This is a genomic window from Streptomyces sp. LE64, from assembly GCF_052606915.1.
In genome coordinates, this window is record NZ_CP199708.1 from 3774303 (window position 1) to 3794987 (window position 20685).

Annotated in this window: 18 protein-coding genes and 1 pseudogene; 4 read left to right on the forward strand and 15 right to left on the reverse strand. The window is 73.8% G+C overall.

Annotated features, from left to right (window positions below):
* Nucleotides 1–24: 24 nt before the first annotated feature.
* From ACSMX9_RS17185 to dapF, 3 genes and pseudogenes are all read left to right on the forward strand, one after another.
* On the forward strand, nucleotides 25–1236 hold the full coding sequence (locus tag ACSMX9_RS17185; protein WP_445394975.1) for a helix-turn-helix domain-containing protein: 1212 nt from the start codon (nucleotides 25–27) through the stop codon (nucleotides 1234–1236).
* 222 nt (nucleotides 1237–1458) lie between these two features.
* Nucleotides 1459–1758: pseudogene (locus ACSMX9_RS17190) on the forward strand (MFS transporter); the annotation flags it as partial.
* Nucleotides 1759–1872: 114 nt separating this feature from the next.
* A complete protein-coding gene (gene dapF / locus ACSMX9_RS17195) occupies nucleotides 1873–2904 on the forward strand; it encodes a diaminopimelate epimerase (RefSeq protein ID WP_445394976.1) in 1032 nt (343 codons plus the stop codon).
* Nucleotides 2905–2989: 85 nt separating this feature from the next.
* Here dapF and ACSMX9_RS17200 read toward each other — a convergent pair whose 3' ends face one another.
* The 4 genes from ACSMX9_RS17200 to ACSMX9_RS17215 all read right to left on the reverse strand — a co-directional run bounded on the left by ACSMX9_RS17200 (nucleotide 2990) and on the right by ACSMX9_RS17215 (nucleotide 9130).
* Nucleotides 2990–4528 carry an alpha/beta hydrolase gene (locus tag ACSMX9_RS17200; protein ID WP_445394977.1) on the reverse strand — a complete coding sequence of 513 codons (1539 nt, stop codon included), beginning with the start codon at nucleotides 4526–4528 and terminating at the stop codon, nucleotides 2990–2992.
* Between the two features lie 252 nt (nucleotides 4529–4780).
* Nucleotides 4781–5596 (reverse strand): 23S ribosomal RNA methyltransferase Erm, encoded by an 816-nt coding sequence (gene erm, locus ACSMX9_RS17205; protein ID WP_445394978.1) that lies wholly within the window; start codon nucleotides 5594–5596, stop codon nucleotides 4781–4783.
* 367 nt (nucleotides 5597–5963) lie between these two features.
* Nucleotides 5964–7595, reverse strand: a complete 1632-nt coding sequence (abc-f, locus tag ACSMX9_RS17210) for a ribosomal protection-like ABC-F family protein (RefSeq protein WP_445394979.1) — start codon at nucleotides 7593–7595, stop codon at nucleotides 5964–5966.
* Nucleotides 7596–7891: 296 nt separating this feature from the next.
* On the reverse strand, nucleotides 7892–9130 hold the full coding sequence (locus tag ACSMX9_RS17215; protein ID WP_445394980.1) for a flavin-containing monooxygenase: 1239 nt from the start codon (nucleotides 9128–9130) through the stop codon (nucleotides 7892–7894).
* Between the two features lie 130 nt (nucleotides 9131–9260).
* On the opposite strand from ACSMX9_RS17215, the gene ACSMX9_RS17220 reads away from it, so the two are divergent.
* Nucleotides 9261–9881: a GNAT family N-acetyltransferase gene (locus tag ACSMX9_RS17220; protein ID WP_445394981.1), complete on the forward strand. Its 621-nt coding sequence runs from the start codon at nucleotides 9261–9263 to the stop codon at nucleotides 9879–9881.
* Between the two features lie 32 nt (nucleotides 9882–9913).
* On the opposite strand, the gene ACSMX9_RS17225 is transcribed toward ACSMX9_RS17220, so the two are convergent.
* The 11 genes from ACSMX9_RS17225 to ACSMX9_RS17275 all read right to left on the reverse strand — a co-directional run bounded on the left by ACSMX9_RS17225 (nucleotide 9914) and on the right by ACSMX9_RS17275 (nucleotide 20447).
* Nucleotides 9914–10597, reverse strand: coding sequence for a pyridoxine/pyridoxamine 5'-phosphate oxidase (locus ACSMX9_RS17225; protein WP_445394982.1), 684 nt, complete (start codon nucleotides 10595–10597; stop codon nucleotides 9914–9916).
* A 35-nt stretch (nucleotides 10598–10632) separates the two neighbouring features.
* Nucleotides 10633–11091, reverse strand: coding sequence for a hypothetical protein (locus ACSMX9_RS17230; protein WP_445394983.1), 459 nt, complete (start codon nucleotides 11089–11091; stop codon nucleotides 10633–10635).
* Nucleotides 11092–11148: 57 nt separating this feature from the next.
* A complete protein-coding gene (locus tag ACSMX9_RS17235; protein WP_445394984.1) occupies nucleotides 11149–11622 on the reverse strand; it encodes a S26 family signal peptidase in 474 nt (157 codons plus the stop codon).
* Nucleotides 11619–12362 carry an ABC transporter ATP-binding protein gene (locus ACSMX9_RS17240; RefSeq protein ID WP_445394985.1) on the reverse strand — a complete coding sequence of 248 codons (744 nt, stop codon included), beginning with the start codon at nucleotides 12360–12362 and terminating at the stop codon, nucleotides 11619–11621. The genes ACSMX9_RS17235 and ACSMX9_RS17240 overlap by 4 nt, the downstream gene beginning before the upstream one ends.
* Entirely contained in the window at nucleotides 12359–14305 is a 1947-nt protein-coding gene (locus ACSMX9_RS17245; RefSeq protein WP_445394986.1) for an ABC transporter ATP-binding protein, read from the reverse strand. Before ACSMX9_RS17245 ends, ACSMX9_RS17240 begins: the two co-directional genes overlap by 4 nt.
* Nucleotides 14302–14850 (reverse strand): TlpA family protein disulfide reductase, encoded by a 549-nt coding sequence (locus ACSMX9_RS17250; protein ID WP_445394987.1) that lies wholly within the window; start codon nucleotides 14848–14850, stop codon nucleotides 14302–14304. Before ACSMX9_RS17250 ends, ACSMX9_RS17245 begins: the two co-directional genes overlap by 4 nt.
* 108 nt (nucleotides 14851–14958) lie before the next feature.
* Complete coding sequence (locus ACSMX9_RS17255; protein ID WP_445394988.1) at nucleotides 14959–15495, reverse strand: MauE/DoxX family redox-associated membrane protein; 537 nt, start codon at nucleotides 15493–15495, stop codon at nucleotides 14959–14961.
* Nucleotides 15492–18164 carry an FtsX-like permease family protein gene (locus tag ACSMX9_RS17260; RefSeq protein ID WP_445394989.1) on the reverse strand — a complete coding sequence of 891 codons (2673 nt, stop codon included), beginning with the start codon at nucleotides 18162–18164 and terminating at the stop codon, nucleotides 15492–15494. The genes ACSMX9_RS17255 and ACSMX9_RS17260 overlap by 4 nt, the downstream gene beginning before the upstream one ends.
* Before the next feature lie 393 nt (nucleotides 18165–18557).
* Nucleotides 18558–18800 (reverse strand): hypothetical protein, encoded by a 243-nt coding sequence (locus ACSMX9_RS17265; RefSeq protein WP_445394990.1) that lies wholly within the window; start codon nucleotides 18798–18800, stop codon nucleotides 18558–18560.
* Between the two features lie 847 nt (nucleotides 18801–19647).
* On the reverse strand, nucleotides 19648–19848 hold the full coding sequence (locus ACSMX9_RS17270; RefSeq protein ID WP_445394991.1) for a hypothetical protein: 201 nt from the start codon (nucleotides 19846–19848) through the stop codon (nucleotides 19648–19650).
* 134 nt (nucleotides 19849–19982) lie between these two features.
* Nucleotides 19983–20447, reverse strand: a complete 465-nt coding sequence (locus tag ACSMX9_RS17275) for an ATP-binding protein (protein WP_445394992.1) — start codon at nucleotides 20445–20447, stop codon at nucleotides 19983–19985.
* Nucleotides 20448–20685: the final 238 nt, after the last annotated feature.

Consider the following 20685-nt stretch of genomic DNA (forward strand, 5'->3'; position numbering starts at 1 on the left):
CAAGTTGTAGGCCACACTGGGTCGATGACCACCGTGATCGGGGCCAACATCAGGCGTCTGCGGAAACAGCGCGGGTGGACTCAGGCGCGCTTGGCGTGGGAGCTGTGCCGTGCGGCGGGGGTGCAGGGCAAGCCGGTCAGTGCCCAGGAGATCAGCAGGTGGAAAGCCGGTCGGCGCACTCCGCGTGACTGGCTTCCGTTCCTCGCTGCCGTCCTGGGGGTTTCCGTAGACGTGCTCACCAGCCCTCCAGTGCCCACGGAACCGGCGATGCCGATGCTGGCCGACTCTCTGCCTGCGGGTGACCCGCTGGCCCCTCTCAGCGCCAGGAGCGGGCGTCGTATCGGCGGAGGGGCCGTGCTCGACCTGCACCAGAGGGCTCACGGGCTGCGCCTTGCCGACGATGTCGTCTACGGGCTGGACCTGATCGGGCGGGCCATGCGTGACCTGCGGGCCGCTGTCACCTTGTTCCGCGAAGCCCGGTACACCGAGGAGACCGGCCGCCATCTCTTGAGTCTGATCGGCGAGTTCGCGCAGATCGCCGGCTGGATTGCCAGCGATGCGGGGCAGCACACGGAAGCTGAGCGGATCTACCGGCTGGGACTCAGCGCGGCCCAACAGGGTGAGGACCACACCTTGGCCGGGAACCTCGCCGGTTCGCTGGCCTACCAGCTCAGCAACACCGGCCGCGAAGCGGAGGGCCTGGACCTCGCCCGTGCGGCACTGGCCGAAGCCGGACCGGAGGCACCCCCGAAGGCACGGGCGCTGTACCTCGACCGGGTGGCGTGGGCCCACACGAAAGCCGGGGGGCCCGAGAGCGCGCAGCACGCTATGCGGGCTCTCGGAGAGGCGGGGGAAGCGCTGGCCGAGGACAGCGAGGGGACCGAGTCCCCAACCTGGCTGTACTGGGTGGACACAGGCGAACTCCAGGTCATGGAATCCCGCGTCTACACGGAGCTGCACCGACCGCTTCGGGCCGTGCCGCTCCTGCGGGATGTGCTCAGCCGGTACGACGCGACGCACGCACGGGAACTCGCGCTCTACCTGTCGTGGCTCGCCGTGGCTTACGCCGACGCCAACGAACCGGAGGAGGCGGCGGCGACCGCCGAACGGGTGCTCAGCCTGTCGGCGGACGTGGCCAGCGAGCGGACAGCGGAACGGGGCCGGGTCGTGCTGGCGCGGCTCACTGAGTATGCCCACGTCGCGGAGGTTCGGGCGGTGCTTGACAGTGTGGCGTGAGCAGGGGGCCGACTACCCCGTTCGCCGGACGGGTGACGCTCGCCCGCGACACCCGCACCTGAACGCCCCCGTGGGCCCCACGGGCCCGATCTGAACCCCTGCTCCCTTTTCCCCGGGGCGGGGGTTCTCTCATGAATCCGTCCACGGCCCGCCTGTGCCCTCCGGCCAGCCTGTCCTGGCAGGGGAACGACGAGACCCCCAGGTGTGATGCCCGGGGTCGTGGTGCGTCCGCCGATGGTGTTCTTCATCGTCTTCTACGGCCTGGACTGGGTGGCCACGGTGCCGTCGACCATCGCGCTGTGCCGGGAGCACCACGGGGCGGACGCGTCGATCGTGTTCGGCTGGGTGCTCGCCTCGCACCAGATCGGCGCGGCGCTGACCGCCTTCCTCGGCGGGCTGGCGCGCGACGCCTTCGGCTCGTACGACGTGGTCTGGTACGCCTCGGGGGCGCTGTGCGCGGCGGCGACCCTGATGGTGCTGGTGCTGCGACCGACGGGGGCCGGGGCGCCGGCGTCCGTCTGACGGGTCCGCCGGCGCCGCTCCCCGGCGGGCCGACCTAGACTTGCCGCACGGGGTGGTCGGGCCCTCCCGGGGGACCGCCGTCCGGTACGGCACACGAACGACGAACGGAACACCATGGTCCTGTCGATCACCAAGACGCACGGCAGCCTCAACGACATCCTGGTCATCGACGGCGCGCCCACGGACCACTTCGCCGAGGCGGACCTCGCCCGGGCCGTGCGGATGCTGTGCGACCGGGAGCGGGGCCTGGGCGCGGACGGCGTCTACTTCGTCGCCGACGAGGGCGACGGCACCGCCCGCGCGTACTTCCACAACCCGGACGGTTCGGCGTCCCTGCTGTGCGGCAACGGGATGCGCGGCGCGGGCCGGCTGCTGCTGGACCGGTACGGGGCGGAGTCGGTGGTGCTGCGCACCGGGCCGTACGCCTTCACCGTCCGGGACGCCGGCACCACCGGGCACGGGGTGCGGCGGGTGTCGGTGGAGCTGCCGCCGGTGGACTTCGGCCCGGCGGAGCCGATCGTGGCGGGCGCCGCCGGTCGTCCGGTGGTGGACGCGGCGCTGGCCGCCTACCACCCGAGCCGCCGGGTCTCCGCGGTGGCGGTGCCCAACTCGCACCTGATCACCGTGCTCGGCGGGGCGCCCGGCGACGGGGACGCCTACGACGAGGCGGAGCTGGTCGCCACGGGCACCCGGGTGGCCGAGGACCCGGAAGCGTTCCCGATCGGTGCGAACGTGTCCTTCGTGCGCCCGCTGGCCCCGACCGAGGTGTTCGTGCGGACCTTCGAGCGCGGGGCCGGGCTCACCCCGTCCTGCGGTTCCGGGGTGGCCGCCTCCCGGGCGGTGCTGTCGCGGCTCGGGCTGGTGGACCCGGAGCAGCCGGTGGTGGTGCGCAACCCGGGCGGGGTCGCCCGCAGCTGGATGCAGGTGGACGGCGACCGCTGGCAGCCGGTGCTGGAGGGCAACGCGACCAAGGCGTACGTGGCCGAGCTGGACCCGAGGGAGCTGCTCGGCGAGGGGCCGGTCCGCTACGAGAGCACCCCGTTCGCCGAGGAGAACCGCGCCTTCGCCGCCTTCAACGCGGAGAACCTCGCGGAGCTGAAGGCGGCGGGCGTGGAGACGACGCTCCAGCCCCCGTCCGGCGTCTGAGCGCCCCGGGCGCGCCTCGGGTGGCCACGGGCCGCCGCGACCGGCGCCTGCCGGTCGCGGCGGCCCGTGGTCGTGGTCGTCCCGGTCAGCGTCCGCCGAACGGGGCGCGCGGGCCGGGCAGCGGTGCGGGCGCCGCCTCGGGCGCCGCGCCGCGGGCGGTGGCCGCCGGGGCCGGGTCGGGGGTGCAGGTCACGTCCCCGGTCGGGAGTTCGCCGGTGGCCAGGTAGCGGGTGGTGAGCGCGTCGGCGCAGCTGCTGGTCCCGCGCCCGTACACGCCGTGCCCCTCGCCCTCCTCGACGTACACCAGCCGGGAGCCCTTCAGCGCCCGGTGCAGTCCGCGGGCGGAGGCGGGCGGGGTCTGCGAGTCCCACTCGTTCTGGACGATCAGCGCCGGCACCGCGTTGTCGACCCGGGTGGCGGGCTCGACGGGCCGCTCCCAGAAGGCGCAGGGCACGATGTTGGACACCGAGTCGCCGAAGAACGGGTAGCGGGCGCTGTCCCGCCGGCTGTCGGCCCGGTAGCGGGCCGGCTTCGTGGGCCAGCGGACGTCACCGCAGGTCACGGCGGTGTACGAGGCGAGGTCGTTGTCGGTGGGGACGAACGGCGGCTGGGGCTCGACGGGCTTGCCGGCGGCGGCGTCCCGCAGCTTCACCAGGAACGCGGCGCCGAGCGCGGGACGGTACATGTCCCAGCGCATCCAGTCGCGGATCTCGGCCCCGGTGTACGGGTGGCCGCCGAGGTCGATGGGGGTGCGGTCGGCGCGTTCGACCAGGTCCCAGAAGAGGCGGCCGACCTCGGCGGGCGTGGAACCGACCCCGTAGGTCGCGGAGCGTTCGGCGGTCCACTGCGTCCACCGCCGGAACGCCGGCTCCGCCTCCTTGGCCCAGTTCTGCACCATGCCCCGCCAGACCCGCTCGGGGTCGACGGCGCTGTCCAGGACGAAGCGGTCGGCGCGCTCGGGGAACATCTGGGTGTAGACGGCGCCCAGGTAGGTGCCGTAGGAGAGGCCGAAGTAGGAGATCCGCGGTTCGCCGAGGGCGGCCCGGAGGCGGTCCATGTCACGGGCGGTGTTGCGGGTGGTGAAGTGGGCGATGTCGGGGGTGTTGGCCCGGCACTTGGCGGCGAGGTCGCGGGCCCAGGCGACGTCCTTGGCGAAGGTGGCGTCCCGGTAGGGGCGGAAGGTGAGCCGCTCCTCGCGGGTGGTGGTGTTGCAGGACAGCGGGCTGCTGGCGCCCACGCCGCGCGGGTCGAAGCCGATGAGGTCGTACTGGTCCTTCACCGACTGGGGCAGGGTCTCGGCCATCCACAGCGGGTAGAACAGGCCGGGCCCGCCCGGCCCGCCGGGGTTGAACAGCAGGACGCCGCGGCGCTTGGCGGGGTCGGCGGCCTTGATGCGGGAGACGGCCATCTCGACGGTCCGGCTGCCGGGGTCGCCGTGGTCCACCGGGACGGGGAGCACGGAGCACTCGACGGTCGGGGGGAGGTCGGGGCCGCAGCTGCCCCAGGTGAGCGTCGGCCCGGTGGGGGCGGGGGACGCGGGGGCGGCGGCACTGGGGAGTGCGGGGACGAGGGCCGCGGTGAGTCCCAGGGCTATCGCAGGGGTGATCAGTCGTCTGGGGCGCATGGGGTGCCTTCGGCTAGCAGGTGGCCGGAACCCGAGGGTCGACCGGCCGCGGGGGTGCGGTCGGTCGGGTGGCGGGAACCGGGAGACGTGGGGTGGTGCCGTGCGAAGGCCCGGAGGGACGGACCGTGGGGTTGCGCACAGGGTAACGGTCATTGGCCGAAAGGAAGTTGCCCGTTCGGAAATTCGATCGGCGGAGGCGGCGGCCGGGTGGCGGTGCCGGCGGCTGCGCCGCGGGCACCGCCACCCGGTGCGTCAGCGGCTGCGGTGCGGGTCCGTCAGCAGGTGCAGTTCGGCCCACTGGCGGTCGGTCAGCTGCTTGGGCAGGGTGGTCGGGGCCAGCCGGTTGCGGCGGGCCCACTCCCGCACCGTCCGGCGGGCCAGTTCGGGGCGGGCGGCGGCCACGATCTGCTCGATGCCCCGGCCCCGACCGGTGAACACCCGCCCGACGAGGTCCTGGTAGGCGGCCCGGTCGGCGGCCGGGACCAGCGGTGCGGGGCGGCGGGCCACCGTCAACAGGCCGCCGTCGACGCCCGGGCGGGGCCGGAAGGCGTCCGCGGGCACTCGACGGACCAGCCGGAACGCGTACCAGGGCCACCACTGCGCGGTGAGCATGGTGGCCCCGCCGACCCCGGCCCGCCGCCGGGCGACCTCCCACTGCACCAGGAGCACCGCATCGGTCCAGTGGGCGGAGCCCAGGATGCGGCGCAGCATCGGGGTGGTGGCGTGGAAGGGGAGGTTGCCGACCAGCACGTGCGGGACGGCGGGGGTGCGGTGGCGCAGGAAGTCGGCGTGGACGAGACGGGTGGTCGGCCGGGTCCGGCGGCGCAGCCGCGCGATCCGGAGCGGGTCGATCTCGATGCCGGTCAGGGGACGCCCCAGGTCCTGGAGGGGCAGGGTCAGCGCCCCGTCGCCGGTGCCGATCTCGACGATCGGGCCTTCGGTGCGGTCGACGAGGTCGACGACGGTGCGGACGACCGCACGGTCGACGAGGAAGTTCTGTCCCAACTCGTGCCGGCCGCCGGGCCGGCGGGCGGGTGCGGGACGGGCGGATCGGTGGTGCTGGTGCACGGGTGGAGCTCCACGGCTTCGACGGGAGCCGGGCAGCACGGACGGCCGCTCGGCGGGGGCGCGCGAAGCGGCGGTAGGTCTCGGGACCGGCCGTGGCGCGGACCGTGGCCGCGGGCCCCTCGTCGGCGGGCCCGGGGGCGGGCGCGCGGGGGCTGCGGGTCGGATCGGCGCGGGGTCGGTGTGGAGGGGCCGCCGCTAGGAGCGGCGGGGACGGGTCACGGCGAGGCCGGCGCCGCAGCAGCAGGCTGCGGCCGAGCAGGAGATGCCACACATGGGGACCGAGTGTAGGGGCCGGGTCCGGCGGGGGCATCCGCATTTCCTCGGCCCCGGGCCGGGACCCCGGGTCGGGGTCCCGGCGGACGGGGGGCTATTCCGGGGCGCCGGTCTCGGTCAGTTCGCCGTCGGCGAGCCGTAGCCAGCGGTCGACCCCGATCCGGGCGAGGAACCGTTCGTCGTGGCTGATCACCACGAACGCCCCCTGGTAGGAGGCGAGGGCGCCCTCCAGCTGTTCGGTGCTCACCAGGTCCAGGTTGTTGGTGGGCTCGTCCAACAGCAGCAGGTGCGGGGCGGGTTCGGCGCACAGCACGCAGGCGAGGGTGGCGCGCAGCAGTTCGCCGCCGGAGAGCACGCCGACCGGCAGGTGGGCCCGCTCGCCCCGGAACAGGAACCGGGCGAGCAGGTTCATCCGCTCGGCCGGCGGGCGCCGGGGGGCGGCCGCCGCGAAGTTCTCGGCGACGGTGCGCCGCGGGTCGAGCAGGTCCAGCCGCTGGGAGAGGTAGGCGATCCGTCCGTCCGCGCGCTGCACGGTGCCCTGCTGGGGTGCGAGGTCGCCGTGGAGCATCCGCAGCAGGGTGGTCTTGCCCGCCCCGTTGGGCCCGGTGAGGGCGATGCGTTCGGGGCCGCGGACGGTGAGGTCGACGCCGTCGCCGGCGAACAGCGGACGCCCGTCGTAGCGGACCCGCAGCCCGGTGCCGAGGAACAGGGTGCGGCCGGCCGGGACCCGGGTGTCCGGCAGGTCCAGGGAGAGGCGTTGGTCCTCGCGCAGGGCGCGGCCCGCTTCGTCGAGACGGGTCTGGGCCTCGCTGACCCGGGCGGCGTGGGTCTGGCCGGCCCGGCCGGCCGCCTCCTGGGCGCCGCGTTTCATGTTCCCGGCGAAGATGCGGGGGAGGCCGGCGCTCTTGAGGTTGCGGGCCGCGTTGCTCATCCGCCGTTCGGCGCGTTCCCGAGCCTGCTGCAACTCCCGCTTCTCGCGCTTGAGTTCTTGCTCGGCGTTGCGCACGTTCTTCTCGGCGACCTCGCGTTCGGCCTGCACCGCGGTCTCGTACGCGGTGAAGTTGCCGCCGTACAGGCGGAGTTCCCCGCGGTCGAGTTCGGCGATGCGGTCCATCCGGTCGAGCAGGGCCCGGTCGTGGCTGACCAGCAACAGGGTGCCGGACCAGTCGGCCAGCACCTCGTGGAGCCGGTGGCGGGCCTCGGCGTCGAGGTTGTTGGTGGGTTCGTCGAGCAGGAGCACGTCGGGGCGCTTCAGCAGCTGCGCGGCGAGGCCCAGGGAGACGACCTGGCCGCCGCTGAGGGTGCCCAGTCGCCGGTCGAGGGCGAGGCCGCCGAGGCCGAGGCGGTCCAGTTGGGCGCGGGTGCGTTCCTCGACGTCCCAGTCGTCGCCCACGGTGGTGAAGTGTGCCTCGTCGACGTCCCCGGACTCGATGGCGTCCAGGGCGCGGATGATCCCGGCGACCCCCAGCACCTCGGCGACGGTCAGTTCGGCGGTGAGCGGAAGGTTCTGCGGCAGGTGGCCCAGGGTGCCCGTCACGGTCACCGAGCCGGCGGTGGGCCGCAGTTCACCGGCGATGAGCTTCAGCAGGGTGGACTTGCCGGAGCCGTTGGGCGCGACGAGGCCGGTGCGGCCGGTGCCCACGGTGCAGGACAGCCCCTGGAAGACGGGGGTGTCGTCGGGCCAGGAGAAGGACAGGTTCGAGCAGATGACGGTGGCGTCGGACATGGGGATACCTCACGGGACGCGGGCGGCGCGCGCACGGAGCCGGGCCGCGCGGTGCGCGGGGAACGGCGGGCGCCCGCCCTCGGCAGACGGGGCGGCGGGTACGACTGCGCGGGCCACGGCGCCGGCGCACTGGATGCGCCCGCCGGTGGCCGGTCAGCCCCGGGTATCACCCGGAGATGTCGTCGTCACCCGCCATGGGTCTGGTCTCCTCGCTGAGGTGGAGCGGAGGTCGTCCCGGAGCCCGTGGTCCGGGACCTTCCACCCTAACAGGTGGCCCCTTCCGGTCCACGGGGAATTCAGCCGGCGGTCTCCGGGGCCTTCCCGGAGGCGCCCCCGCCCTCCCGGGGGCCACGGGCGGCCGGGAGGCCGCGGGCCACGGCCGCGGCTATCCGCGGGGCGTCCCGCGCCAGCTCCCGGAGCATCCCGCTGATCGGGTTGGTGAACCCGGTGAAGTACAGGCCGGGCGCGTCCTTCGCGCACCGGCGTCCGTGCACCAGCGGGCGTCCGTCCGCGGCGAGCACTCCGAGGTGCCCCACCAGCGGGGCGAGGCCGCGCTCGTACCCGGTGGCGGCTATCACGCTCTCCGGGGCGATCCGCTCGCCGTCCGCAAGGACGACCTCGCCCCCGGCGAACGACTCCACCGCGGCCACCACCTCGATCCGCCCGGCGCGCACCGCCTTCACGAACCCGGTGTCAACGATCGGCAGCGCGCCCTGCCCGGCCCGGGCGAGCAGCCCGCTGCCGGGGCGGGGCAGCCCGTGCGCGGAGAGGTCGGGCAGGGTGAGCCGGGCCATCAGCGCGGCGACCGGGTCGACCACGAAGGGGGGCAGGCGACGGGCCACCACCGCATTGGCCTGCGAGGGCCACCCCAGGGTGGTCCGGCGCAGGACGTGCGGAACGGTGCGCACCGCGAGCCGCACCCGGGTGGCGCCGCCCTCGGCGAGGTCCACCGCGATCTCGGCGCCGGTGTTGCCGGAGCCCACCACCAGGACGTCCTGTCCCGCGTACGGGTCGGGCCGGCGGTAGCGGGAGGCGTGCACCAGGGTGCCGGCGAACCCGGTGGCGCCGGGCCAGTCGGGCAGGTGCGGGGTGTGGTTGTACCCGGTGGCGACGACGACGGCCGCGCCGACGAGTTCGCGTCCGCCGCTGGCCCGCAGCACCCAGTCGGCGCCGTCGGCGGACCGGTCCACCCGGTGCACCTCGACCCCGGTGACCACTTCGAGTTCGTGGTGCTCCGCGTACTTCTCCAGGTAGCGCACCAGGTGGTCGCGGGCGACCCAGCGGCCGAAGGCGCGCGGGATCGACAGCCCGGGCAGGGCGGAGCGACGCCGGGTGGTGTGCAGCCGCAGCCGGTCGTAGTGCCCGCGCCAGGAGGCGCCGACGTGGTCGGTGCGTTCCAGGACCACGGCCCGCACGCCCCGCGCGCGCAGCGCGTACGCCGTGGCAAGTCCGCCGGGGCCGCCGCCGATGACGTAGACCGGGCGGTCGTCCGTGCGGAGCAGGGCGGCTTTGTCGTGGTCAGAGGAGACGGCCATGAGCAGCGAGCGTAACCAGCTCCCGAGTTGATGGGTCTCGGGCAAGGGCGGAATGCGTTGCGAATTGATCACGAGCGGGCCCACGCCCACCCGGTGGGTGCGGTACGGGGATCGGGTGTTGAATGACGGAATGGACAGAACGAACGGGGCCGGCGGTGCGACGGCGAACGAGAACGAATCCGCCGGGCCGACCCTGGGCGGCGCCGGCCTGTTGCTGCGCCCCTGGAACCCGCAGGACCCCGGGGACGTCGACGCCTGGCTGCGCGGGCTGACCGACCCGGAGTTCCTGCGCTGGAACACTCCCATGATCATGGTGCGGGACCGGGCGGACGCCCACCGCTCCCTCGCCGCCCGCGCGGAACAGGTCGAACGGGGCGCGGTGGCCTCGTTCTGCGTCACCGACGAGGAGGACGGCACGGTCCTCGGCCACATGGGCCTCAGCAACATCAACCCGGCGCTGCGGGTGGCCATCGTCGGCTACTGGACGCTCCCGGAGGCGCGCGGGCGGGGCGTGGCGGGGCGGGCCCTCGCCCTGGTCAGCGCCTGGGCCTTCCGGGAACGCGGGCTGCACCGCCTGGAGTTGGGCCACGCCCCGGAGCACGAGGTCTCCTGCCGGATTGCGGAGCGGACGGGCTTCCGCGCCGAAGGGACCCTGCGCGGGGCGATGTTCGAGGCCGAACGGCACGACGCCTTCCGCGACGTGCACCTGCACGGCCGCCTCGCCACGGACCCCTACCCCGCCCTGGGCTGAGGGCGGGCGGCGACCCGCCCCCGCCGCGCCGGTCAGGGCCAGAGCAACTCGCGTCGCCAGCGGCCCCCCTGGGCGTCCTGCTCGTGCACGTACCGCAACCGCACGTGCTGACGGCGGGCGTCGCCCTGGAAGAACTCCACCTCCCGCGCGGCGAGCGCGTACAGCGTCCAGGTCGGGGCCGGAGCGTCCGGTTCGCTGCGGGCGCGCTCCCAGGCCGTCGCCGAGGCGGAAGCCAACTCCTCCCGGCTGGAGAGCACTTCGCTCTGGCGCCCGGTGAGCGCGGCGGCCAGCGCCCCCGTCGTGCGACGGGCGAGGTCGGCCCGTGCCTCCCGCGCCGGCAGCACCGTGACCGGGCCCCGCACCCGCACCTGACGGGCCCGGGCCGGCCAGTAGAAGCCCAGTGCCGCCTCCGGGCGGGCCGCCAACTGGCGACCCTTGCGGCTGGTGGCGTGCGAGGCGAACAGCCAGCCCCGGGCGTCCACCCCGTGCAACATCACGGTGCGGACGTCGGGCCGGCCCCGGTCGTCGACCGTGGCCAGGGACATGGTGTGCGGCTCGGGCTGCCCGGCGGCCACGGCGTCCGCGAACCACTCGGTGAACAGCGCGCGGGGATCCGCCGGGCTGCCCCCCGGATCGAGGGAGGGCAGTTCCGGCAGGTCCCAGACCCGCAGGGTCTTCAGCAGCGCGTCGAGTTCCGACTCGGGGGCGTCGTCCATGGCCCGAGTATGGCGGTGCCCCCGGACGGAACGGCTCAGAAGGTGCCGACGACGAGGGCGGTGCCGTTCACGTCGTGCACCGACACCGTGCCCTCCATCCCGTTCGGCGCGTCCTTCCACCCGTCGAACGCGGCCACCAGGGCCTTCGCCGCGCCCATCGGGTCACGCACCGATCCGTCGCCGCCCAGGTCGGTGGAGAGGTACGCCTCGGCCGACTCGCCCTCCCAGTCGCCGAGGACGCGGTCCACCCGGGCCGCCGCCTCCTGCTGCCGGGCGGTGCCCTCGGCCGCCGCCCAACTCCGGAACTCCTTCGCGGCCCGGGTCGAGCGGGCCTCGTCGACGTCCTCCGGAAGCTTCGGTTCCGACAGCCCGGTGAGCTGCGGCTCGGGCGTGGCCTCCGACTCTTCGGCGGACGGCTCGCAGCCGAGGGTGAGTCCGGCGACCAGCAGCGCGGTGAGCGCGACGGACGTGGAACGGGAGTGCCTGGTCGACATGTGCGGGTGTCTCTCCTCGCCGACGACGCACGTCCGCACGGCGGACGCACGGGGGGATCAGTGCGGTGGCGCGCCCCGGCCGACGGGGATGCGCGCCCGCCCCAGGGTACGGACCACCACCCCCAACACCTGGTCCACCGGGCAGGGCCCGTGCTCCCGCGAATCGACGCTGAACACGCCGTCGCCGACCACCGCCAGGTGGCCGGCCGGCACCGGCCGTCCCTCGAACGGGTCGCCCGCCAGTGCCACGGCCCGCTTGATGTACCACTCGGTGACCGTCAACTCCCCGGTCACCGGCGGCTTCCCGCGCCACGCCGAGTCCTGCGCCGGGCACGCCACCACCACGATGTCGTCCCGCCGCAGCCCCCGCGAGCCGCGACGGATCAGCACCCGGTCCCCGTCGTGCAGGGTGGGCACCATGCTCCCGCCGCGCACCGTCACCGCCACGTAGCCCGAGCGGACCCGCCACACCGCGAGCCCGGCCGCGCCCGCGCACAGCAGCGCCCCGGACAGCCACCGCACACCCCTCATACGACCTTGCCGTCCCGCAACCGGACCACCCGGTCGCAGCGGGCCACCACGTCCGGGTCGTGGGTCGCCATCACCACCGTCGTCCCGTGCCGCTCCCGCAGCCCGGTCAACAGGTCGAGGACCTCCTCGCTGGACCGGGAGTCCAGGTTGCCGGTGGGCTCGTCCGCGAGGATCAACCGCGGCCCCCCGATCAGGGCCCGCGCCACCGCCACCCGCTGCTGCTGCCCGCCCGACAGCTTCGACGGCAGGAACTCCTCCCGCCCCTGAAGGCCCACCGACAGCAGCAGTTCTCGGGCCCGGGTCCGCCGGTCGAAGTCCACCCGGTAGGGCAGCATCGGGGCGATGACGTTGTCCAGCGCCGTCAGCGTGGGCAGCAGGTGGAACCGCTGGAACACGAATCCCACCCGCCGCCGGTACGCGGCCAGCCCGGCCCGCTTCAGCGCGCTGATCCGCTCCCCGGCCACGTCGATGGTCCCCGCGTCGGCCCGCTCCAGGGCGCCCAGCAGGTACAGCAGCGTCGACTTGCCCGAGCCGGACGGACCGGTCAGGGCGACCGTCTCACCGTCCTCGATCCGCAGGTCCACCCCGTCGCAGGCCCGCACCGGGGTGCCGGAACCCGACCCGTACGTCTTGCACAACCCGCTCACCTCGACCACGGGTCCGCCGCCCGCCCCGTGGTCCGTGCGGTGCTTCCGGTCCTGGGACGGCGTCCTCGCCCCGTCCAGCAGCGGCTCGCTCACACCGTCACCTCCTCGCTCTCGGTGTCCTCGGGGAACCCGGTGCTCCCCGTGCCCTCGGTGCCCTCGGTGCCCTCGACGTGCTCGACGTACCCGGACGCCTGGAGGGTGAACAGTCTCGCGTACTCGCCGTCCAGCGCCATGAGTTGGGCGTGGCTGCCGCACTCGCCGACCCGGCCGTCCGCGAGCACCACGATGCGGTCGGCCCGGCGGGCGGTGCCCAACCGGTGGGAGATCAGCAGACTCGTCGCACCCTCCCGGTAGGCCCGCAGCCGCTCGTGCAACTGCTGTTCCGCGGCGGCGTCCAGACCGGTGGTGGGCTCGTCCAGGATGAGCAGGTCCCGGCCCTCGCGGAGCATCGCCCGGGCCAGCGCCAGCCGCTGCCACTGCCCGCCGGACAGCGCCACCCCGGCCGAGGGCGCGCCGCTCTCCTCGTCGTCCGGCTCGGGGAACGTCCGGGACAGCAGCGTGTCGTAGCCGCGCGGGAGTTCCTCGACGAACCCGTGGGCGCCGGCCCGGCGCGCCGCGCCGGCGATCCGGTCCGGGTCGTGCAGATGGGCCAGGTCCCCGATGCCGATGTTGTCCCGCGCCGTCAGGTCGTAGTCCACCCGGTCCTGGAACACCGCGCTCACCCGGTCCCGCAGGGCGGCCGGGTCCCACGCCCGGATGTCCGTGCCGTCCCAGCGGATGGCGCCCCGGGTCGGGTCGTACAGCCGGCACAACAGCTTCACCAGGGTCGACTTCCCGGCCCCGTTCAGCCCGACGAGCGCCACCGCCTCACCCCGCCGGATCGTCAGGCTCACCCCGCGCAGCACCCACGGCCCGTCCTCCCGGTAGCGGAACCACACGTCGTCCAGCTCGATACGGTCCGCCAACTGCCGCACGGGCATGGGGTCGGTCCGCACCGGGAGGTCGGACGGGAGGGCGTTCACGTCCACGTAGTGGCGGAACGACAACAGGCCCTGGTAGCCGCCGATGACGTAGCCGATCGTGGCGGTCAGCGCACCCTGCACCCCGGCGGTCGCCGCGAGGTACGCCGACACGTCCCCCACGCCGAACCGCCCGGACGCCGCACCGTGCGCCATCCAGGCCAGTCCGCCCGCGGCGATCAGCGCGCCCAGCGCGGCGGGCGGCGACTGGAGCGCCAACTCCTTCCGCTCGTAACGCTCTTCGGCCGCGTTGATCTCCCGGGTCTCGGCGTCCATCCGGCCGAGCAGGAACCCGCCCGCCCCGAACAGCCGGACCTCCTTCACCGCGGACAGGTTCAGCAACAGCGACTGGTAGAAGAGTTGGCGCCGGTTGCGGGGGCTGATCGTCCACCGCAGCGCCGCCTGCCGCCGGGTCAGCGACACCTGCGCCAACAGCGCCGGCACCGCCGCGGCGACCGTCACCACCGTCAGCCAGGGCGAGACGGAAGCGAGCACCGCCACCATCCCCACCACCGCGATGCACTGCTGCACCAATCCGAAGAGCGCGCCGTTGATCTGCTGGGGCGCACTGCCCGTCGCCTCCTGGGCCAGCCGCAGCCGGTCCAGGAACTCCGGATCCTCGAACCGCGACAGCCCGACGAACCCGTTCACCTTCCCGTACAGCCGCTGTTGGGCGAGGTGGACGATGCCCCGGCTGAGCCGGGCCTCGGTGTAGTTCGAGGCCAAGGGCAGCACCACCGTCAACGCCGTCACGGCACCGATGCCCACCGCCAGCGCCACCGGGGACGGGCCGCCCGCCTCCCGCCCGCCCCCCAGCGCGTCGAACAGCCACTTGGTGAGCAGGGTGACCGCGACCGGCAGCAACCCCTGCACCGCGGTCAGCAGCACCTGGCAGATCACGGCGACCGGACCCGCGCGCCAGGTCAGCGCCAGCGCCGCGGCCGCGCCGGCCGCCGCGCCCCGCAGCCCGCCGAGCCGGTGCGCCTCGGCGGGTTCCCGGCGGCCTCCTCCGCTCACGCCGGCAACTGGTCCAGCACCGGGTGGGTGCCGGCCTCGGCGTAGGTGACGGTGCCGTCCGCGTCGACCATCACGTTGGTGGGGGTGCCCTTGACCGCGAACAGGACGGACAGCGGGCCGTCCCTCTCCTCCAGGACCACCCGGGCGACACCGGCCACGGGGTCCGCCATGGTCCGGGCCTCCGGCCCCTCGCCGGAGATCACCACCACCATCTGGTCCACGTCCAGCCCGGTGCGGCGGGCGAACTCCGGCAGGTCACGGGCGGCCGCGACACAGGCCGAACAGCCGGTGGACAGGAAGGTCAGCGCCGCCTCCCGGCCGCGCAGGGCCTCCGAACCGACGCGCGTCCCGTCGACCGCGACCGCGGAGAACTCCGGCACCCGCTCACCGACCGGCGGCCCCGAGGGGATGTTCTCGAAGGTGTCGCCCTGCTGCTTGCGTTCCTCCTCGTGCCGGCGCAACCGTCGGATGACGGCGAGGATCAGGACCAGGTTGAGCGCGGTGACGACGCCCAGGAGCAGCAGTCCCAGGGACAGGTAGACCATGTCTTTGCCCTTTCGTCTCAAGCGGGTTCGTGGCTCTTCAGTGGTTCCTCGGTGCTTCTCCGGCGGCTTCCGGTGTCGTTCGGGCGTGGTGTCCGGCCGGTCGGGCCGCTACGGGTTGACGACGAGGTCGGCGATGTCGTCGAAGTAGGCGGTGACCGCGGTGATCACCGCCGCCGTCACCGCGCAGAGTGCGACCGCGGGAGCCTCCGGGTATCCGGACGGCGCCGTCCCCGCCCAGACCCCCCACAGGCCCAGCAGCGCCAGGCCCAGCAGGGGCGCGTTGCGCACGACGTGCCGCGGGCCGAGCCGGGCGGTGGGACGGCCGAAGCAGGCGCACGACACCTCGGCCCGGGTCACGGTGGCCACCACGGCGAGGGCGGTGAACCCGGCGGTCAGCACCGCCGCGGCGACCCACCCGACCCGTACGGTCGTCCCCGGCCCGAGCAGCGCCAGCCCGGTGAGCGCCTCCGCCGCGATCAGTGCGACGGTCGCGGGCCGCGCCAGCCGGTCCCCCCGCGGGCCGATCCGACGCAGGAGTCCGTCCAGCATGGTCCGGGAGTCCTCGAAGGCCCGCGCCTTGGCGACGGCGGACACCAGGAGCACCCCGGCGAGGGCAAGTCGTGCGATGAGGACGAGGTGGGTCATGCGGCTTCCGCGAGGAGTCGAGCGGTGGGCCGGCGTCGTTGGACGAGGACGGGGACGAGGCTGGCGAGTGCGGAGAGCGCGGTGCCGGCGGTGATCACGCCTGCTGCCGGTGGGAGCAGTGCGGCGGTGGCGTCGTCGGGTGCCAGCCAGAGTGCGGCGCCGGCGCCGAGGAGCGTTCCGGTGAGTGAGCCGAGGAGTCCGATGAATGCGCCTTCCAGGAGGACGAGTTGGATGGTGAGGCGTTCGTGCCAGCCGACTGCGCGTAGGAGGGCGAACTCGGCGGCGCGGTCCTGCACTCCGAGGTAGATGACGTCGCCCACCGCGATGGTGGAGAGGACGATCATCGTTGCCACGGCGGCGATGTCGGTGGTGCGGACTTGGAGGGAGATGGTTTCGCCGAGGAGCGTGCCCGCGAGGGTGCCTCGGAAGGTGGTGGTGGCGGCGATGAGGAGGAGGGTCGCGGTGGCGGCGGTGGTGACGGCGGTGATGCCGAGGAGGGTGCGGGCGCGGGCGCGGGCGGCGCCGGCGAGGGCCATGCCGGTGATGCCGGCGAACATGCGGGTGCGGCGTCCGGTGGTGACGGCGGGGCGCAGTGCGGTGACGGGGTGGACGCGGGCGGCGAGCCAGGCGGGTACGGCGCCGCTGAGCGCGGCGACGGCGAGCGCCGCGGGGACGGCGAGGAGTGCCCGGCCCGGGGGCACGTCGATGCCGAGGAGGTGTCCCGCCCCCCAGGCCACGCCCGTTCCCAGCAGCCCGGCGACGGCTCCCAGGAGGAGCAGTTCGCCGAGGACGACGGTGAAGAGGTGCGGTCGTTGCCAGCCGACGGCGGCGAGGAGGCCGAGTTCCCCGCGTCGGGTGCGTACGGAGGCTGCGGCGGCGTTGGCGACGAAGAGGGTGCAGACGACCAGGACCAGGGTCAGCAGGATCAGGGACTTGGTGTCGGAGGCGTTGATGATCTGGGTGGCGACGTTCTTCTTGCTCCACCACTCGGTGAGGCGGAGTTCGGGTCGGCCGTTCTCGCCGGCGGGCAGCACCACGGTCTGGGCGACGGGTGAGGAGCCGAGGACGATGTCGACGTGGAGTCCGGTGCGGTCGCGGATCTCCTCGGCGGCGACCCGGACGCGTTCCCGGGAGACCTCGTCGGCTCCGGTGACCCCGGCGACCCGGACCCGGATGGCCGAGATCGGCGCCAGGTTCTGTCGGTACGACAGGTGGTTGTTGTCCGCGAGCCAGCGGACGGTTTCGATCGAGACGAGGGTGGACGGGGGTTGTTGGATGTAGCTGGTGGGGGAGGAGGCGGGGCGCAGGGCCTTGCCGTCCAGCAGCTTCCGGCTGCGTTCGTCGGCGCCGGAGAGGGCGGGCTCGCCGTAGGTGCCGAGCGGCACCCGGCTGGCGGCGTCGTGCTCGGGGAGCCGCTCAGGGTCGAAGGTGCCGACGATCCGAGGCACCGGGACGCCCCAGGACTGTTCCTCGCTCGGCGGTCGCAGCTCGCGGAACCAGGTGTCCCGGCCGTCGAGCGGCAGCACGGTCTCGACGTTCTCGGGACGCTCGACGGTGCGGGGGCGCAGGGTGCCGTCCGCGGCCCGGTCGTAGGTGACCGGGGTGGTCGGCCGGGGGTAGAGGGAGTCCAGGGCCGCCTTCTCGGTGGGTTGGTGCGGCTTGAGCGTGCCGACCTCGTACCGCTTGCGCAGCAGGGGGCGGTCTTCGCCCCGGGGGGTGAGCACCGTGGAGAGCCGGAGGTCCTTCGCACCACGCGCGGAACGGAGCGCCGGGACCGACATCGTCGGCTGTTCGTTCGGGCGGGCCGTGAGGGTCGTCGGAGCCTTCGGGCTCAGATAGCGGCCCTGGGTCACCGCCTCGTCGAGGCCGAAGAGCCGGGCCTCGGCCTCCGGGTCGATCCCCGCGATGAGCTGACTCCTGGGGAACTGGATGTAGAGACCCGTGTCGGGTCCGTACTTCCCGTCACCCGTCACGGGCTTCAGGTCGGTGTAGCCCGACCAGGACAGGCAGTCCACGGCGGGGCGGAGCATGGTCGCGTGCTCCTCCGCCACGAGGCCGCCCTTGCACACCTCGCGGCGTTCCCCGGAGGGCAGCACCTCGAAGTAGCGGCTGCCCCGACTGTCGTGTGTGGTCCCGTCGGGCGACTCCGCCTGCATTAGGGCGCCGGGACGGACCTCCAGGTGGTGCGGGGTGATGAAGACGGTCCGCCGCTTCTGCACGACGGACGAGAGCCCGCCGTCGTACTCCCAGACCCGGTCCAGGTCGAACGTCCCCCGGGTCCCCTCGGGAACCAGCTTCGCGAGGTCGATGTACACCCCGCCCTGCTCCCGCTGGTGTCCGAGCATCGCGAGGGGGGCGGCGATGTCGGTGCCGGGGGCCCGGCGCACGGCGTCGAGTTGGTCGAAGGTGATGCCGCCGTAGATGTCGGAGAGCGAGTTGGGTCGGATCAGCCCCTCGGTCTTCTCCAAGCCCTGTACGGCCTTCCCGGGGCGGACGAGGACGTCGTAGGCGCCGCGGTTCTTGGCGATGGTGCCGGTGACGGTGAGCTTGCTGGACTCGGTGGTGGCCGTCAGGACCACGAAGGACGAGACGGCCACCAGGATTCCGGTGAGGAGGGCTAAGGACCGGGCCCACTGCCGTACCGAGTGGTGCCACAGCAGACGGAACACGTGCTCTCCTCGTCACGAGCGGGTGGGACAGGTGCGCGCGGGCCCGCTCAGCAGAGGCCGCAGAGCTCCCAGGCGCTGCAATAGCGCACCGGGCAGGCACTACCCCCCCAGTAGCAACAGCGGGCGCTGTACTTGTGGTCCTTGCAGGGGGTGGTCTCCGGGGTGGAACTCATGCACGCCCCGCTGGGGCACTTCCCCTCGCACGGCCGCGTTCCGGGCCCCGAGGCCGAAGCCTCCGTCTCGGGCGCGAGCTTGCCGAGCAGGGTATCGCCGAGTCGGTTCAGGAACTTCACGGTTCTCCACATTCGTCGGTCCGGAGGTGCGGTGACGGACGGGTCGCAGGACTTCCAGGCACGCCCCGTTGGAGCACTGGCCGGTACGGGGGACCGGACCTCAGCAGGCGCATTCGGACCAGGGGCCGCAGTAGCGCACCGGGCAGGCGCTGCCGCCCCAGTAACAGCAGCGGACGCTCATCTGACCGGCGATGCAGGCGCCGGTGGGTTGCGGTGCGCTGCTCAGACACGCGCCACTGGGGCAGCTTCCGGTACACGGATTGGTCTGGGCGGCGGCGGACGCCTCGGTCTCGGGTACGAGCGTGCCGAGCAGGGTGTCGCCGAGTCGGTTCAGGAACTTCACGGTTCGCCTCTTCTCGTCGGTGAACGGGATGGAGCCGGGCCGTACGGAACGGGGCGCGGTGGGCGGCGGGCCGTGGGGACCTCGGCTCCCCTGCCCACGTATCGCGTTGCCGTGCACGGGCGGGAAGCCGGAGGTGCCGTTCCTGCGCACGGCCGCATCCCCCGAACGCATCCCGGAGTACACCATCTGCCCCCGGCGAGGGCAATGCCGGAAGGGGGCGGCTGATCAGGGGATTTGCCGATGCGTGCATCTTCAAGTCATCAGGTTTTAAAGCTGTTTGGCACACTCACGGGGCATGTGCGGAAGCTCGTCCGGCGTGCTCGGTCGGACGGGGAGAGGGGAGGTGGCCTGCCGCTCGACGACGAAGGAGGCCACCGCGCGGGTCGGGGTGGGAAACGGTGCACGCCGGTTCGAACTTGTCCGGGAGTGACACGATCGTCGGGCGGTGCTGGGCGAAGCTGACGGAATCACCACCCGCCGGATGCCCGGTGACCCCCGGCCGGCGACCGCCGATCGGCGCGCCGGTCCGCCCGGCCGGAGGGCCCGCACCCGCCCTCTCCCCGGGCGGGGTCGGTCAGGGTGCCGCCCGCCAGGGTCGCCGTCGCCGCGGTGACCGGTACGCCCATGCACGTGAGCCGCAGTATCCGGATGGCCCGGGCCGAGATGGTGACGGGGTGGGGCGATTCGTCCCAGGTGGGTGCGGGAGTGAGGTGGGGGCCGCACCGTGGACAGGCTTCGTGGGCACGGCCGTTGACCTGGACGGGCAGCGGAACGGTGGTCCGCTGGGCGCAGCGCACGCAGCGGACCGTACGGGCGGCGGGGACGGGCAGCGTCAGGCCCTCTCCGGTCACGCCGTTCTGCCGAGCGCCCGCAGACGCAGGGTGTCGTCGTCGGACGTGGTCGCGACGGTCGTCGCGGCGAGCCGGACGTACGGGCGGACCAGGGCGATGTCCTCTCCGCGCAGGGGCGCGTGACGGGCACGGACGTGCGCGGGGACAGGGGTGGTCCAGGGGCGGGACCAGGGGTCGCCACAGCCGTCGGCGAACACGGGACGACGGGCGTGCCTCGGCCCGGTCGAGGGCGTGTTCGTGACGGCGTGCCGAGGCCCGGCGGCGTGGCGTCCGCGCGGCGACGGCCGGCCTCCGGGTCGGCGGCGCGCCCACAGCTGCCGCAACCAGGCCCTCACGCGGCCGGGGCGGGGAGAGCGCACCACACCCACCCCTCCCGGTCGACGCCCCAGGACTCGGTGAGCGTGGCGACCAGCAGCAGGCCGCGCCCGTTCTCGTCGTCCGGGCCCGCATGGTTCACCCGCACCTCGTCGGAGCAGGCGGGTCCGCTGCGCACGGCCAACCGCACCCCGTCCTTCGTGCGGGTGATGCGGATGTGGACGGCCTCGGCGTTGCCGTACAGCAGGGCGTTGGTCACCAACTCGCTGATGAGTAGGGCCGCATCGCCCCGCAGTCGTTCGAGTCCCCAATGCCGGAGCCGGGTTTCGGTGATGCGCCGCACCTGTCCCACCCACAGTCGGTCGCCCGCGGTGGGGGAGGTGCCCGGACGAACGGGGGTCCGCTCGAAGCAGAACGCGGTGATCGCCGTCGGTGTTGCTCTCGTTGCCGTGGGCTCGGCGGTGGTGGGGGCGCTGGGCATGTGAGGGTGCCTTCTCTCGTGCCAGGGGTGTGAGGGTGTCCCGCAGCGGGCCTCGACGTGGGTCACACACGGCCTTTGCCCTGGAAAGGGGCGCGCTGGGGTGTTCGTCATGGATTCGGATGGTCAATCCGCCTTCGCTGAACTACGGTGAGGCACGGCGCAGTTACAGTGCAAGCTCAAACGGCCTGCGCGGGATATTGGCAAATGCCACAACCGGGGCACGGTCTGCTGGGGCAGG

What these genes read in the sequence shown, in the direction of transcription:
- ACSMX9_RS17185 (WP_445394975.1), top strand. Translation starts at nt 25, where the DNA reads ATGACCACCGTGATCGGGGCCAACATCAGGCGTCTGCGGAAACAGCGC.
- dapF (WP_445394976.1), top strand. Translation starts at nt 1,873, where the DNA reads ATGGTCCTGTCGATCACCAAGACGCACGGCAGCCTCAACGACATCCTG.
- ACSMX9_RS17200 (WP_445394977.1), bottom strand. Translation starts at nt 4,528, where the DNA reads ATGCGCCCCAGACGACTGATCACCCCTGCGATAGCCCTGGGACTCACC.
- abc-f (WP_445394979.1), bottom strand. Translation starts at nt 7,595, where the DNA reads ATGTCCGACGCCACCGTCATCTGCTCGAACCTGTCCTTCTCCTGGCCC.
- ACSMX9_RS17215 (WP_445394980.1), bottom strand. Translation starts at nt 9,130, where the DNA reads ATGGCCGTCTCCTCTGACCACGACAAAGCCGCCCTGCTCCGCACGGAC.
- ACSMX9_RS17220 (WP_445394981.1), top strand. Translation starts at nt 9,261, where the DNA reads ATGGACAGAACGAACGGGGCCGGCGGTGCGACGGCGAACGAGAACGAA.
- ACSMX9_RS17225 (WP_445394982.1), bottom strand. Translation starts at nt 10,597, where the DNA reads ATGGACGACGCCCCCGAGTCGGAACTCGACGCGCTGCTGAAGACCCTG.
- ACSMX9_RS17230 (WP_445394983.1), bottom strand. Translation starts at nt 11,091, where the DNA reads ATGTCGACCAGGCACTCCCGTTCCACGTCCGTCGCGCTCACCGCGCTG.
- ACSMX9_RS17235 (WP_445394984.1), bottom strand. Translation starts at nt 11,622, where the DNA reads ATGAGGGGTGTGCGGTGGCTGTCCGGGGCGCTGCTGTGCGCGGGCGCG.
- ACSMX9_RS17250 (WP_445394987.1), bottom strand. Translation starts at nt 14,850, where the DNA reads ATGGTCTACCTGTCCCTGGGACTGCTGCTCCTGGGCGTCGTCACCGCG.
- ACSMX9_RS17255 (WP_445394988.1), bottom strand. Translation starts at nt 15,495, where the DNA reads ATGACCCACCTCGTCCTCATCGCACGACTTGCCCTCGCCGGGGTGCTC.
- ACSMX9_RS17275 (WP_445394992.1), bottom strand. Translation starts at nt 20,447, where the DNA reads ATGCCCAGCGCCCCCACCACCGCCGAGCCCACGGCAACGAGAGCAACA.